Annotated in this window: 8 protein-coding genes and 1 pseudogene; 3 read left to right on the plus strand and 6 right to left on the minus strand. The window is 68.1% G+C overall.

The window, feature by feature from the left end:
• Positions 1 to 284: 284 nt before the first annotated feature.
• Positions 285 to 4,211, plus strand: a complete 3,927-nt coding sequence (locus HG542_RS01635) for a GH92 family glycosyl hydrolase (RefSeq protein WP_171078145.1) — start codon at positions 285 to 287, stop codon at positions 4,209 to 4,211.
• Between the two features lie 166 nt (positions 4,212 to 4,377).
• On the opposite strand, the gene HG542_RS01640 is transcribed toward HG542_RS01635, so the two are convergent.
• The 6 genes from HG542_RS01640 to HG542_RS01665 all read right to left on the minus strand — a co-directional run bounded on the left by HG542_RS01640 (position 4,378) and on the right by HG542_RS01665 (position 13,068).
• Positions 4,378 to 4,623, minus strand: coding sequence for a hypothetical protein (locus HG542_RS01640; RefSeq protein ID WP_171078146.1), 246 nt, complete (start codon positions 4,621 to 4,623; stop codon positions 4,378 to 4,380).
• A gap of 2 nt (positions 4,624 to 4,625) precedes the next feature.
• Positions 4,626 to 8,891, minus strand: a complete 4,266-nt coding sequence (locus HG542_RS01645) for a polymorphic toxin-type HINT domain-containing protein (protein WP_171078147.1) — start codon at positions 8,889 to 8,891, stop codon at positions 4,626 to 4,628.
• 163 nt (positions 8,892 to 9,054) lie between these two features.
• Positions 9,055 to 10,059, minus strand: a complete 1,005-nt coding sequence (locus tag HG542_RS01650) for a hypothetical protein (RefSeq protein ID WP_229922775.1) — start codon at positions 10,057 to 10,059, stop codon at positions 9,055 to 9,057.
• Between the two features lie 218 nt (positions 10,060 to 10,277).
• On the minus strand, positions 10,278 to 10,868 hold the full coding sequence (locus HG542_RS01655) for an RICIN domain-containing protein (RefSeq protein WP_171078148.1): 591 nt from the start codon (positions 10,866 to 10,868) through the stop codon (positions 10,278 to 10,280).
• 38 nt (positions 10,869 to 10,906) lie between these two features.
• Entirely contained in the window at positions 10,907 to 11,443 is a 537-nt protein-coding gene (locus HG542_RS01660; RefSeq protein ID WP_171078149.1) for an RICIN domain-containing protein, read from the minus strand.
• Positions 11,444 to 11,490: 47 nt separating this feature from the next.
• Complete coding sequence (locus HG542_RS01665) at positions 11,491 to 13,068, minus strand: AbfB domain-containing protein (protein ID WP_171078150.1); 1,578 nt, start codon at positions 13,066 to 13,068, stop codon at positions 11,491 to 11,493.
• A 732-nt stretch (positions 13,069 to 13,800) separates the two neighbouring features.
• Between HG542_RS01665 and HG542_RS01670 the strand changes: the two genes are divergently transcribed.
• Entirely contained in the window at positions 13,801 to 14,730 is a 930-nt protein-coding gene (locus HG542_RS01670; protein WP_171078151.1) for an FG-GAP repeat domain-containing protein, read from the plus strand.
• A gap of 181 nt (positions 14,731 to 14,911) precedes the next feature.
• A pseudogene (locus HG542_RS01675) lies at positions 14,912 to 15,538 on the plus strand (major histocompatibility complex class II alpha chain); the annotation flags it as partial.

Here is a 15,538-nt window from a genome sequence, read left to right on the forward strand (position 1 = left end):
CGCGGGTCAGTTGAAGCATTGGTGCGTGGCGTGCTGGGTACGTGCTCGGCACGTGTTCGGTGCGTGCCGATGGTGCGCGGACAGGTATAGTCCACTCCGATCAACTGGGCAAGATCGAAGACCGCTTCGGCCGTCAGTCTTTCCCGAGTTGAGACCTCGTCAGCACCTGGTCCGCCCCGACGACACCCCCTCGCGGGACTCTTGACACCACTGACGTCTCACGCCCTACTTATCACTGCGCGATACGGGTTGACAACGTTGTCGGATGCGTGGAGAGGCGAGGGATGCGACACAGACTCGGACTCCGTCCCGGGCGCAGGCAGTGGGCCGCCCTCGCGGTCCTCCTCGCGACGGCCCTGTTGATGACTACCCCTCAGTTGGCCGGGAGCAACGCCGTGGCGGTATCCGCCGGGCGCACCGCCGGAGCGGGACAGGCCGGACGGGACGGAGGGGCCGAAGGGACCGGACAGACCGCACAGACCGCACAGGATCGCTTCTCCTCCTCCTTCGAGCCGGGCGAGCCGCAGCCCGACTGGCTCAATACGGTCGAGACGGGGCCCGACGGCCGCAAGCTCGCCGCCGGCGTCGACGGCAGCGACACCAGCGGCATTCCCGGCAACGTCACCGGCAAGGTCACCGCCGTCCGCGCGAGCGGCGAGAACACCGAGGCCGGTGAGGTCAAGGAGAACCTGGTCGACGGCGAGAGCGCCACCAAATGGCTGGTCTTCGCCCGCACGGCGTGGCTGGAGTTCCAGCTGTCCGAACCCGTGCCCGCCGTGCGCTATGCGCTGACCTCGGCGAACGACGCCCCGGCGCGCGACCCGCGGGACTGGACGTTTCTCGGCTCGGACGACGGCAAGTCCTGGACCACCCTGGACACCCGCGAGGACGAGACCTTCGAACGCCGCCAGCAGACAAAGGAGTTCGGCTTCGAGTCGGACCACCCGTACCGCCAGTACCGCCTGGAGATAACCCGCAACAACGGTGACAGCATCATCCAGCTCGCCGAGGTCCAGATCGCCACCGCCGACCCCGGCCCGCCCCCGCCCCCCGAGATGCGCAGCCACATCGACCGCGGCCCCACCGGCTCGCCCACCGCCAAGGCCCACGCGGGCTTCACCGGCACCCACGCCCTGCGCTACGGCGGCACCCATCTGGCGACCGGCCACGCGTACTCGTACAACAAGGTCTTCGCCGTGCACACCGAGGTCACGCCGCAGACCGTGCTCGCCTACAAGGTCTTCCCCGCGATGCCCGAGCGCGACCCGCGTTATCCGGCCACCCACGTCGCGCTCGACCTGGCTTTCACGGACGGCACGTATCTCAGCCGCCTGGGCGCCGTCGACCAGCACGGCGCGCCGCTGACCCCGCAGGGGCAGGCGGAGTCGAAGACGCTGTACGTGAACCAGTGGAACAACAAGGAGTCCCGGATCGGCGAGGTCGCCGCGGGCAAGACCGTCGCCCGCATCCTGGTGGCGTACGACTCCCCCGTCGGCCCGGCGAAGTTCCGCGGCTGGATCGACGACGTCTCGATCGCACCGGCTCCCCAGGAGCACCCGCCGGCCCACCCGGCGGACCGCGCCGTCACCACACGCGGCACCAACTCCAGCTCCAACTTCTCCCGCGGCAACACCTTCCCCGCGACCGCGGTCCCGCACGGCTTCACCTTCTGGACCCCGGTGACCAACGCCGGTTCGACGGACTGGCTGTACCAGTACGCGGCCGCGAACAACGACGACAACCTGCCGACGATCCAGGCGTTCAGCGCGAGCCACGAGCCGAGCCCATGGATGGGTGACCGGCAGACGTTCCAGGTGATGCCGTCGACGGCGAGCGGCGTCCCGGATCCTGCGCGAAAGGCGCGCGCCCTGCCCTTCCGCCACGAACACGAAACTGCACGCCCGCACTACTACGGCGTCACGTTCGACAACGGCCTGAGGGCGGAAATCGCCCCGGCCGACCACGCGGCGATGATGCGCTTCACGTTCCCGGGGGCGGACGCGTCCGTCGTCCTCGACAACGTCCGTCGTGAGGGCGGCCTGACCCTGGACCCGGAGCACGGGTCCTTCACCGCCTGGACGGACGTGAAGAGCGGCCTGTCGACGGGCGCGGGACGGATGTTCGTGTACGGGGTCTTCGACGCACCGGTGACGGCGAGCGGGGGCGGGGACGCGAGGGGTGTGGCGGGCTACTTCCGCTTCCGTGCCCGCACAGTGAATCTGCGCATCGCGACATCCCTCATCGGCATCGACCAGGCGAAGTCCAACCTCGCCCAGGAGATCCCGGAGGGCTCGACGTTCGAGGGCGTGCGGGACCGCGCGCGGGCGGCGTGGGACGCGCTGCTCGGCCGGATCGAGGTGGAGGGCGCGACCGAGGACCAGCTGACGACGCTGTATTCGAACCTGTACCGCCTGTACCTCTATCCCAACTCGGGTTCCGAGAACACGGGAACGGCGGCTCGCCCGGTGCCGCGCTATGCGAGCCCGTTCTCTCCGCCGGCCGGGGAGAACACCCCGACCCGGACGGGCGCGAAGATCGTCGATGGCGAGGTGTACGTCAACAACGGCTTCTGGGACACGTACCGCACGGCATGGCCGGCGTATGCACTGTTCACGCCGGGGCAGGCGGCGAAGATGGCCAATGGCTTCATCCAGCAGTACAAGGACGGCGGTTGGATCTCCCGCTGGTCGTCCCCCGGCTACGCGGACCTGATGACGGGCACGAGCTCGGACGTGGCCTTTGCGGACGTGTACGTGAAGGGTGTCGGGTTGGACGCGGAGGCCGCGTACGAAGCGGCGCTGAAGAACGCGACGGTGGCGCCGGACAACCCGGGAGTGGGCCGCAAGGGAATGGACACGTCCCCCTTCCTGGGCTACACGAGCACGAAGACGCCGGAGGGCGTGTCGTGGTCGGTGGAGGGCTACTTGAACGACTTCGGCCTGGCGAAGATGGGCGAGGCGCTGTACAAGAAGACGCGCAAGGAACGGTATCGCGAGGAGTCGAAGTATTTCCTCAACCGCGCACTGGGCTACGTCCATCTCTTCGACCACCGCACCGGCTTCTTCCAGGGCAAGGACGAGCAGGGCGAATGGCGCCTGCCGCCGGAGGAGTACGACCCGCGGGTGTGGGGCTACGACTACACGGAGACGAACGGCTGGAACTTCGCCTTCCCGGCGGTCCAGGACACGAGGGGCCTGGCGGCGCTGTACGGGGGCAGGGACGGACTGTCCCGGAAACTCGACGAGTTCTTCACGACTCCCGAGACGGGCGCCCCGGAATTCGCGGGCTCGTACGGGGGCGTCATCCACGAGATGACGGAGGCCCGGGACGTCCGCATGGGCATGTACGGCCACAGCAATCAGCCCTCGCACCATATTGCGTACCTGTACGACGCGGCGGGCCGACCGTGGAAGACACAGGCGAAGGTGCGGGATGTGCTGTCGCGCTTGTACCTGGGCGGCGAAATCGGCCAGGGATACCCGGGTGACGAGGACAACGGCGAGATGTCGGCGTGGTACGTGTTCAGCGCGCTGGGCTTCTACCCGCTGGTGATGGGCGAGGGCGAGTACGCGATCGGTTCACCGCTGTTCAAGAAGGCGACGGTGCATCTGGAGAACGGCAAGGAGTGGGTGGTGCGCGCGCCGGGCAACAGCGCCCGGAATGTGTACGTGCAAGGTGTGAAGGTGAACGGCAAGCCGTGGAACTCGACGGCGCTGCCGCATGCGGTGGTGGCGGCGGGCGGCACGCTGGAGTTCACGATGGGCCCGAGGCCGTCGAAGTGGGGCTCGGGGCCGGATGCCGGACCCACGTCGATCACGCGGGAGGCCGACCGGGTGCCGTCGCCGGCGGTGGATGTGACGGTGCCGGGGAGCTCGCCGCTGACGGACAACTCGTCGCGCACGGAGGCGACGTTCGAGACGGCGGAGCTGGAAGTGACGGAGGGCGCGGGTGCGGTGACGTCGTACACCCTGACATCGGGCGCGGACCGGGGCCGGGCCCCGCGGAGTTGGGTCCTGGAGGGCTCGGCGGACGACGGGGAGACGTGGGCGGAGGTGGACCGGCGGGACGGCGAGTCGTTCAGCTGGGGCCGACAGACGCGGGTGTTCGGGGTGAGCCGGGCGGGGGCGTACGGGCGGTATCGGGTGCGGGTGGTGGGGGGTGCGGGGACGTTGGCGGAGGTGGAGTTGCTGGCGGGGCGGGGGAGGGCCTGAGCAGGTTCGGCGGAGTATCGGGGCTCGATTAGTGCCCACGTCGTCGCTGCGGTGCTGGCGAAATTCTTGCTCCGGGCAGCATGACGCCCCGCCAGGACTTGCCTGACGGGGCATCCGCACTTCATGAAGCAGCACTAAGCAGGCGCGTCATCCACTAACGCTGGGATCAGCGCGCATCCGGTCCTGATTCAGGACCGATGTAGATCTCCACGCCATCGGAATCCCACGCCCTGCTGTATCCGCCGCTCGGGGCAGCCACTACGAAATCCTCGGCTTCCACGGACACCATGCCGTCATCCCCTCCCCCGAACCATTCGACGATGATGTGCTTGTCTGGCTCCAGTGCGTACTCGGCTGCGGTCGGCTCGAATGCAACTGTAATGCTCCGGTCTGCACGGATGACGAATCGCATAGTCACTCCCCGAGGTGATCCATGTAGTACTGGAACAGCTCCGCCCTCGATCCGGCGCTCGGGTTGACCTTTTCCGGATTGTCGGGGAACTTTGCCACTGACTTGTTGTGAATATTCTGATAGAAGTTTCGCCAGTACTGGGCATCGCTACGAGTCATGCCGATCTCCTTCATTTTTGCAACCTGCTCGGCGTTCTTGAGTTTGGTCGCATCTGCGAGGCTACGCCCGCCCCACGCCGCCTGACCAAAAGCATTTCGGTCAGCGAACCCCATTCGTGCAAATGTAGCGTCGAGGTCCTGAACACTTGGAACGGTGTAGTCGCAGGGGTCGAGAGAATTGTGCACCAGGATCGGCGTGGCGCCCGCCAGCACATAGTACGTATGGAAGTCGTCGACCGCGAGGTTGTAGACCTTGCGCGCCTCCGTCCAGGCGCGAACGTTGGAGATTTCCTTCAAATCACCCTGAGGTGTGCGGAGTCGGTCGCCCGCCCGGAGGTCCTCGGCGTTGATCCAGCGGTGCCGCTTGTCCTCCCAGAACGGGTGCCCCGCAGTGGCCGTCAGCGTACCGGCGGCGTTCCCGCCATTGCCGTCGGTGTCCACGGTGATCTCAACAAGATCCTTCTGCCCCTCACCGACGATCACGTCGGTCACAGGCCGTTCCTCGGTCCTGCCGCTGTCAGGGTTCGTGGCCATAACACGCTGCCCGACCCTGACTTCCTTGATCGGCTTAGGCGACCCATCAGCCATCAAGACTGGGGTTTCCGGAGTAAAGCTATTGCCGGGCTTTTTACGGCACAGAACGACCGTCTCGAGGATCTTCTCCGTCGTCTTTACGAGCTTCTTCGCTTCAGCTGCCTCTTCGAGCTTCTTACCGAGTCCGGCAAGTCGCTTGATGGCCTTGACGATCAGGGGAAAATCCTCAATCGCCTTGAGGGCCTTACCCCAGGGGAGGTTGTTCACCAATCCCCAGAAGCAAGCCTTGGCGTTGCCCTCACTGATACACTTCTTGATATTGTCGAAATCGAAGTACGACTTGAGGATATCACCACCAAGTTCCAACAGGAAGTCGGCAAAGTCCTTACCGAGAAGCGCTCGCGCCTTATCGAAATCCTCCCGCGATATCCCGGCCTGCTCGATCAGCTTCAGGTCCGCGTCGCTGAGGTCGGGGACGTTAGTCTTTTCGGAATTTGCGGCGTTTTCTTGAGCCTCTTTGTCTCTCTTCCGCTGCTCCTCTTCGGCCTTCGTTGCTGCCGCGTCAGCCTGCTTGGCATACTCCAGAGCGTTATTTGCTGCTTCCTGGGCCGACTTGGCGTGGCTCTCGGCCGATTCGGCCAGCTTGCCGGCTGCGTCCGCATCCTCCTTGGCCTGCGTGGCCGCGCCCTGAGCCACACTCGCCTCGCGCTCGGCCAGGTCGGCTGCACCGCTGGCGGCTACGGCATGCTGCTCGGCTTCAGCAGCGGCACCGCGGGCGCGGGCAGCTTCGGCTTCGGCCTCGTTGGCAGCCTGGCGTGCCGCAGCAGCGTCGGCGGCGGCCTGGTTGGCGGCTTGGCGGGCGAGCTGGGCGTCTTCCCGAGCCTGAGCCTCGGCCTTGTTGGCACTGGCAGCAGCCGCGCGGGCCTTGGCGCCGTCCTCGGCGGCCTGGGCGGCGGACTTCATGGCAGCGGCGGCCGAGCGAGCAGCATTGGCCGAGGAACGGGCTGCGTCGGCAGCCGCCTTGAAGGCCGGAGCGACCTGAGCGTTGGCACGCTTCGCAGCGGTCTCAGCATCATCGGCGGCCTTGACAGCCTCAGCAGCTTTGGCCTCAGCAGCGGCGACCTGCTCCTGGCCCATCTTCTCGGCGGCCTGGGCGACTTCCGCAGCGAAGTCCGCGTCAACGTCGGAGCCGGAGAACGGGGCAGTCAGCTGAATCGCGGTGTTGGCCGGGTCGGCGATACCGGCCGCGGTCGTCCGGGCAGCACCGGCGGCCTGGACGGCGATGCCGGCCTGGAGCTTGGCCATTGCGGCTTCGCGGACTGCGCCTTCGGCCTCTTCCTTGGTGCGGTTGGCTGCTTGAAGGGACAGGTTCGCCTCGGCAGCGGCCTGCCCAGCGAGGCGGGCGGCCTCGTGGGCGGCGATACCGGCACGGGCTTCCTGAGCCGTGGCCTCAGCAGCCTTCTGGTTGGCACGCTGGGCAGCAGCCTGGGTGGCCCGGTACTCGGCCTCGGCCCGGTTCGCCGCAGCGTTGGCAGCAGCGGCAGCAGCCTCCGCGGCGTTTGCCGCAGCATTGGCACGAGCAGCGTGCGCGGTGGCCTCGGCTGCCGCAGCGCGAGCTCGGGCAGCCGCACCCGCAGCCTCAGTGGCCGCGGAGCGGGCACGAACTGCAGCACCACTCGCCGTGTCAGCAGCGCTCTGGGCCTGACTCGCCGCAGTCGAGGCATTCTGAGCATCCAAGCGCGCCGATGCAGCAGCAGCCTGAGCCTCAACTGAGTACTTGGTGCCCCGGGAACCGGCCTCCATCGCCTCAGTGGCCTTGGCCCGAGCCGCTTCGGCCTGTTCGTTCTGCTTGGCCTCGAACGCCGCGTTGCGCGCGTCGCGCGCCTTGTTCTCCTCGCCGCGGGCGTTCTCGTCCGCCTTGGCAGCCGCCCCCTCCATCTCCTCGGCATGCGCCCGCGACGAAGCCGCAGTAGCCGCAGCCGCCTGCGCCTCCGCACGCGCAGCCGTAGCCGTACGTGCCTCTGCCTCCGCACGCGCACGTGCCGCAGCCGCAACATCCCGCTCGTGCTCCGCACGTTCCCGCGCCGCAGCGGCAAGATCGCGCTCGCGCTCCGCAATCTTGCGCTGCTCAGCAGCAATCTGGGCCTGACGCTGAGCCTCAAGCCGCGCCTCGCGGGCCTTCTTGGCGTGCTCCCAGGCCTCTTTCTCGGCCTGCTCGGCCTCGATGCGGGCCTTCCGGGTCCGCTCCGCCGCATCAGCGGCGATCTTGGCCTGCTTGTCGGCAGCCTCGGCCAGCTTCGCCGCGGCCTTGGCGTGCTCCTCGGCGTTGGCACGCCACAACTTGGCCTGCTGCTCGTGCAGTTCGGCCTGGTTCTTGGCGTTCAGGCCCTTGGCGTCGGCCTCGGTGGCGTCCACCGCGTGCTGGGCCGTCTCGCTCGCCTTCGCAGCAGCGTCCGCAGCAGCGGCGAGGCCGGAGGCGACCTCGGACCACTGCGTGCCGTACGTCAGGCCCGTCTCGACCAGGACATCGGCCTGGACCTTGGCCTGTGCGGCGGCGACCTGGGCGGACTTGGCGAAGTCGCGGGCGTATCCGACCTGGCGGGCGACCTCGGTCTTGACCTGGTCGTAGGACGACAGGGTCTTGCCGGCACGGTCGGCCGACAGCATGCGGTCGGCCTCACGCGACGCGGACGCCGCCGAAGTCATCGCATTGGAGGCACCCTTGAGCGCCTTCACCGCGTCACCGTGGTACCCGATCAGCTTCGTCCGCGCCTCGGCTGCGCGCTTGGCCTTCTCGGCCAGCTCGCGCAGCTTCTCCGCCGCCTCCTGGGCCTCCTTCTGCGCCTTCTCGTGCGCGGCCCGATCGTCGGCGTCCTTCTGCGCGGCGACCTGGTAGCCCTTCTCCAGGAACTCCGCGATCACCTTGTCGTCATTGGAGGCCAGAGCGGTCTTGGCCGCCTTCTGCACCTCCGGGCCGCCCGAAGCGGCCAGCATCTCCACGCGCTTGCGCAGCTCCGCGGCGCGGTCCTTGGCGTCCTTCTCGGCCTTCTGGTCGCGCTGCTTGGCGAGTTCTGCACCGAACTCCAGGAAGTTGGCGCGGTCGGTGGCATCCCCCTTCAGGACGCGCTCGACCTCGGCGTTGAAGTTCGGCCCGCCGGTGCCGCGCATCGCCTCGATCTTGCGGCGGTTCTCGGTATCGGTGGCGTTCTTCTTGTCCTTGGCCCGCTTACGGGCCTCGGCCTCGCCATGCTCCAGGAACTCGCGGATCGCGTTCGGGTCGCTGCTCTCCAGCGCTTTCTTCGCGGCTTCCTGGACCTCCGGCTCCTCGTCGAACTCCGCGAAGTCCTCGACCAGCGCCCGGTCGCGCTCCGCACTGAGCTTGTCCAGCTCGGATTGCCCGGCAGGTGCCGGAGCGGCGGACGACTTCGGCAGTGCAGCGGCCAGGCTGTCCAGTGCCGCCATCGCCTCGGCGAACTTGGGCGCCTGCGCCTGCTGCGCAGCGGCCGTCGTGGCAGTGGCCGCCGCAGCGGGCCCCGTCACACCGCCGAGCAGCGCTGCGACCACTGCCGTGGTCACTGCCTTTCTTGCTACGCCGACGCCATTGCGGCGTATTCTTCCGGCCTTTGGCCGGAATCTGCCCATCACGGGAAGAAACCCCCTACAAATGAATAGAAAAATGCCCCTGCCCTATGAGCGAGCAGGGGCAGGTCCGGCGAAGTCCGCGGTGAAGGGCTCGGTCTCAGCCCTTGACGCGGTTCTCGCCGTCCTGGGCCTTGGTGAACGCGTCCTTCCAGAACGTGGCCGCGTCGGCTGCGTTCTGCTGTTCGTCGGCCCAGGAGTTCTGATTGACCGCGGCCGGGTCGGCGATGTTCTTCCAGATCCCGTCCGCGTTGTCCTTGGCGGCCTTGGCGATGTCCGCCCAGTTCTCCGCCTGCGCCTTGGCGGCGGCCTGCTCGGCCCGCCAGGCGAGTTCCGCAGCGGCAGCGTGATCGGCCACCGCCTTCCACGCCTTCTCCGCCTCGGCCCGCGCCTTCGCCGCATCGGATGCGCCCTGCAGCGCCTTCTCGGCCTCGGCGGCCTCGTTGATCAGACGGGTCAGCGTGTAGTGCCGCACCACGTCCGCATCCGCGATCCGGGTCCGGTACGCCTCCAGGTCCAACACACCGCCGGTCGCCCAGCCGTAGCCGTAGAACTCCTCGACGTCCACGTCCGTGGCACCGGCCCGCAGCGCCCACTGCGCCGCCACCCGTACCTGCTCACCCGGATCGAGCTCCGCACGCGACTGCACGAACTCGCGTTCCCTGGCGGAGATTTCCAGCTTGTGCTGGGCGTCTTGTTCCCGCGTCGCTCGGTCGCGCTCCTGCGCCTGGGCGTACCCGGTCTTCACGAACGCGGCCTGTTCCGCGGCGCTGCCCTTCAGTGCACGCTCAGCCGCAGTGCGCACCTGCGGGGAGTACGACATGGGGTGCGTGCGGATGACCCGCTCGATGAACGCCTTGTTGCTCGACCGCGTGTCCTTCGCCCGCTTCTTGGCGTAGTCGAAACCGCCCCCCGGTGCCAGCCACTCCGCGATCGCCTCGTCGCCCCGGACATGGCGCAGGGCGTTCCACGCCGACGTCCGGACCTCGGCGGCCGGGTGGTTCAGCGCGTAGTAGCGGACCCGGTTCCGCGCGTCCTGCGCCGCCGCCGACCGCAACGACGCCAGCTGATCGACCGACTGATCAGCCGAGGCAACGGCTGCCACCGGGGCGTCCGCCCACGCCGGAGCCACACCCGCGACAGCAATTCCGCCTACCAGCACGCCGGCCGTCAGCGCCTGCGCAACCCACCACTGACGATTCACTCTTGACCTCTCAAACGCATGAACTTCCTTGCCTTGCCCCACGCCGGGGACGGCACCGTGCTCAGACGCGCCGTCCCCGGCGGGGTATGTGCCGCGCCCCAAGAGGCGGGGCCGAGAGGTCACTTGACCGGCAGGACCTTCCAGAGCTGTGCATCACTCCGGTTGCAGGTCCACTGCTGGGCCTTCGCAGCGTTCTCCGTCTTGCCGTGGTCGATGTCCAGGCAGCGGTCGGCGACGTGCGTCGGGCGCACCTGGTAGAGCTTCTTGGCGTAGTCGACGAGGACGAACTGCCAGCGCGTGTTCTTGCCGCCGAAGCACGACCACTGCTGGGCCTTGGCACCGGCGTCGGTGCCGCTGTTCTCCACTTCGAGGCACTTGCCGCTGGCGACGTTCTGCAGCTGGAAGGCGGAGTCGCCTGCGGAGATGACGCGCCACTTCTGGGCGGCGACGGTGTCGTAGCAGGTCCACTGCTGCGCCTGCAGGCCGTTGTCGGCAGCACCGTTGTTGATTTCCAGGCACTTGCCGCTGTGGGCCACCTGGAGCTGGACGGTCGTCTGCGCGGGGCGGGCGAGATCGGCGCCCCCGGCGGCGTCAGCGGCAGCGGCGGCGTCAGCAGCCGAGGGCTCGTCGGCGTACGCGGTCGTCGCGCCGGCGGTCAGGAAGGCGAGGCTGCCGGCAATGGCCAGGGCCGCTCGGATGGTCCGAGACATGGTGCAAGAATCCGTTTCTTGGTCGAGGGGTGGGGGTGTCAGGCCTTGGCGGGCAGGATCCGCCAGCGCTGTGCGACGGTGTCGTTGCAGCCCCACGACTGCACGTTCGCGCCGTCCTCACGGCTGGACGACTTGACGTCCAGGCAGCGGTCGAGAGCGTGCGACGGGCGCAGTTCGTACAGGTCCTGCGCAACGTCCGTGAGCATCACGCGCCAGCGCTGCTGCGGTGCGTCGACGCACCACCACTGCTGGACGTTGGCGCCCGCCTTGGTGTCGCGGTCCTCGACCTCGACGCACTTGCCGCTGTGCTGGGCACGCAGCCGGAACGTGGCCGGGCCGTCGGGGATCAGGTCGAAGACCTGGTTCTCGAGGTCGTCGGCGCACGTGTTCTGCACGACGTTGCCGCCGTTGCGGAAAGTGCCGTTGGCGATGGTGAGGCACTTACCGCTGGCCGCAGCCTGCAACTTCACGGTGGAGGGGGCGGCGTCGGCGGCGTGGGCGGGGACGACGGCGGTGCCGGCCAGGGCGGCGGCGCAGGCGGTAGTGGCCAGGGCAGCTCGGACGATCCGAGACATGGTGGGTGGTTCCGTTCTGATCAGAGGGGTGCTCGGCAGGAGGCCGGTCAGCGGGCGAGCGGGGCGGCGATCTTCCAGGAGGCGTTCTGGGCGAAGCCGTCGGCGGCGTCGAAGCGGTTCTTGCCGTTCTTGTCGGCCGCGTAGAGGTCGCCCTGGAAGTGGCGCAGCCAGCGGCCGGACTGGCTCGCCGACTCGAAGGACACGCCACCGGCACCGAACGCGTTGGTACGGGAGCACCAGGTGGCGTCCTTGCGGAAGGCGTCGCTGCCGTCGTCGGCGAGCATCTTCACCCGGAGATCCTTCTGTGCCAGGTAGTGACCAGGCTTGCGTGCGGACTCGAAGGAGTAGCACTGGACCGCGGCGTTCTTGGCGAGGGCGGGCACGACGACCCAGGTGGCGTCCTCGCGGTCGGTCTGCTTGCGTTTGGCGTCACCGGGGGCGACGAAGGTCTCGCCGCCGTCCACACCGGACTGGCGGATGTACCAGCCGTTCATGTTGGCCGGCTGGATGGACTGCCGCTTCAGGCGGTACCGGGTGTCTTCCTTGAGGAAGTTGGCGATCGCCTCGTTGTCGTCGGCGTCGATCGCCTTCCTCCCCGCAGCAACGAGGTTGGGGTTCATGCCGGCGTTGGCGGCTGCGGTCACGATCTGCTGAGCGAGGAGCTTGTTGGCCTTGGCGAGCTTGTCGCGACGGTTCTTGTCGTCGAGCTTGTAGGCCTCCTCGGCCCCGGTGTGGAGGAACTTCTTCCAGTCCGCCGCGCCGGAGTTCAGCGCGCGCTGGGCCGCCGCGTAGAGCTCGGGGTTCTGCTCGGCACCCCCGCCGCGCAGCAGCTCGCGGATGAAGTTGTCGTCGCTCATGCTGAGCTGGGCCTCGGTCGGCGTGATGCCGAAGAGGGCGGCGGCGCCCTTGCGGGCGGCGAGCTCCTTGCGGCGCTCGGCCTCCTCGCGGTTCTTCTCCTCCAGTTCCTTGAGCTCGTTGGCCACGTCGCGCTGGTGGGCCTCGCGCGCACCATTGGCGATGAACTCGCGCCAGGCGGTGGCATCGCCCCCCAGGGCACGGGCGGCGGCGGCCTGGACCTCGGGCCCGGCGGCCTGGTGCTTCATGATCGCGCGGATGAAGTTGTCGTCGCTGAGGTCCAGCAGGTCGGGGCTGTTGGCGATGCCCACCACGATCAGTGCCTTCGACTTGGCCTCCCGGGCGAGGCGGTCGGCGTCGGCACGGTCCTTCTCCCGCGCCTTGTCGACCTCATAGGCTGCGTGGACGCCCTTGACGATGAACTGCACGTAGGCGTCGTCGGAGTTGCCGATGATCGCCTCTTCGGCGGCCAGGCGCACCGATTCCAGCTTCTCGCCCGCGTCCCGGGCCTTCTGCCACAGGGCGTGGACGAAGTCGCGGTCGCTGAGGAGCAGGACGTCCTGGCTCGGCTCGGCCTTGACGACGGCCAGCGCGTCGACCCGCTGCTGCTCGTTCGTCGCGATGCCGGTCGCGGCCACGGCCACGGACGGGGTGGAGACGACGGCGATCGGCGCGACGACGCCTGTGACGGCGGCCAGCGCGACGGTGGTCACGATGCCGCGCTTGACGGCCTTCCGCTTGGGAGCGGAGGTGTTGTCGATCTTGTGCATTCTGTTCTCAGTAGCCCCTCTAGCGCCCCGCATGTCCCATGTGTGCAGGGGTGGTCGAGGCGAAGTTTCAAAGGTTCACCAGGGAACAGTCAAGCTCCGGGAATGAGATATGCTCGGCATAAGTTTACCTCCAACTGCCCTATTGAGGACGGCTTTCCACACCTAGGGGACAGGTGTCGGTGTTGCACCGAGATGCGCCGATACATACGCAGGCATGGCGACCGGTCGACAGAGCTGCAGACGAGCGAGGTCGAGGATGAAGCCCCGTCACCCGACATCGAGCGCGGCCGGCTGACGGCTCCCCGTAGGGTCCGTGCCCGCCGTCCCGGTCACGACCAAGGGAGCCGGTGGGCATCGAAAGTCGACGGTGCGCCGCAATTCCTGATCCGAACACGACCCATGTACAGCGAAAAGCCGGGAACTTGTCGGTCCGTCACCCGCGGATCACTGCAAACGCCTGGCATACGGATCCCTTGCAAGGGCATCGCCCCTACAAGCCATCCGATCTGCACACCACCGCAGGACTTCGCGCATGTCCGCCCCGAGCCAATACCACGACGGTCGCGAAGAGGCGCTTACACGAGTTCCCGCCCGGCCGGAGCCCTGAGCGCCAAAGTCAAGTAATCGAATTTGACAGGTAAAGAGAATGTGAAAAGATCCTGATGATTGCGCGATGAACCTTCGCTTCGGCGGGGGCATCGCACCTTGACCTTCGATTCGATGGAGTCTTACGTGGCTCACCTTCCTGGCCGCAAGCGCGGACGCATCCTGTCGCGTGCCGTCACCGCAGCGATCGCCGCGGCACTGATCGGCACCGCAGCCGGGACCGCTTCCGCTGCCCCTGCCACCGATCCGACCGCCGCGAAGGCCGCGGAATCCGGTGCTCCGCAGGCGGCTCCGCGGGCAACCGCCTACTCCGCCGGCGCCGCCACCCCGTCCTTCGCGCTGCAGGCGGTCGACGACATCGGGTTCCTGTGGGAGTACACCCCCAACGGCCGCGGCAACTTCGACGACCGGTGGTTCTCCGGTACCGGCTGGACCGGCGTCTCCGCCGCTTTCCAGGTCGACAAGGACCAGGACGGCGTCGCCGACGGGCAGTACATCCGCGGCTTCAACGGCGAACTGCTCTTCTACGCGGGCGGCGACGAGCCCAAGCAGACGATCGGCCCCGGCTGGAACACCTACGACCGCATCTTCTCCCCCGGCGACCTCGGCGGCGCCGACGGGGCGGACGTTCTGGCCCGCGACAAGTCCGGCGTCCTGTGGCGCTACAAGGTCCGCTCGGACAACACCCTGACCGACCGCGTCCGCGTCGGCGGCGGCTGGGACCAGTTCACCGACATCGCCGGCCTGGGCGACCTCAACGGTGACGGCAAGCCCGACATCGTCGCCAAGGACCGCCAGGGCGTCCTCTGGTTCTACAAGGGCAACGGCAGCACCAAGGACCCCTTCGACAACCGCGTCAAGGTCGGCCAGGGCTGGAACACCTACAACACGCTGATCGCCACCGGTGACGTCGACGGCGACGGCCAGAGCGACATGCTCGCCCGCGACCGCGACGGCGTCATGTGGCTCTACAAGGGCAACGGCAACCAGCGCGACCCGTTCGAGAACCGCACCCGCATCGGCGGCGGTTGGGACCAGTACCGCCTGATGTTCTGAGACTGACCATCAACGCACAGGGGCCGCACCCCCGGATACGGGGTGCGGCCTCTGCGCGTTGATGGAGGCCGGCTGTCCGAAAAGCAGGGGGAAATGTGGGGATCCTATGGAATGATCAGAACACATCGCAGCCACCCCAGAAGGGTTGCTGTGTCACTTTCGTTTCCTTGGGGGGAACTTCGTGGCCACCATCTCCGGCCGTAAGGGTGCTCGCACCCTGTCCCGTTTCGTCACCGCGGCGATAGCCGCCGCACTGATCGGCACCACTGCCGGTACCGCTGCCGCCGCCCCCGCCACCGACCCGGCCCCGAAGGCCGCGGAAGCCAGCATTCCGCAGGCCGCGCCGCAGGCGACGACCTACTCCGCCAGCGCCAGCACCCCGTCCTTCCCGCTGCGCGCGATCGATGACATCGGCTGGCGCTGGGACTACGTTCCCAACCGCAGCGGCAACTTCAAGGACCGGGACTGGTCCGGCGCCCACTGGGAGGGTGTCTCCGCCGCCGTCCAGGTCGACAAGGACCAGGACGGCCGCCCCGACGGGCAGTATCTCCGCGGCTTCGACGGTGAGTTGCTCTTCTACAAGGACGGCGTCGAGCCCAAGCAGACGATCGGTCCCGGCTGGAACATCTACGACCGCCTCCTGTCCCCCGGCGACCTCACCGGTTCCGGCGCGCCGGACCTTCTGGCCCGGGACAAGTCCGGTGTCCTGTGGCTCTACCAGACCCGCGCGGACAACACCCTGGGCGACCGCGTCCGCGTCGGCCGCGGCTGGGACCAGTACACCGACATCGCCGGCCTGGGCGACCTC

The organism is Streptomyces morookaense, from assembly GCF_013030945.1.
Classification (GTDB): Bacteria; Actinomycetota; Actinomycetes; order Streptomycetales; family Streptomycetaceae; genus Streptomyces; species Streptomyces morookaensis.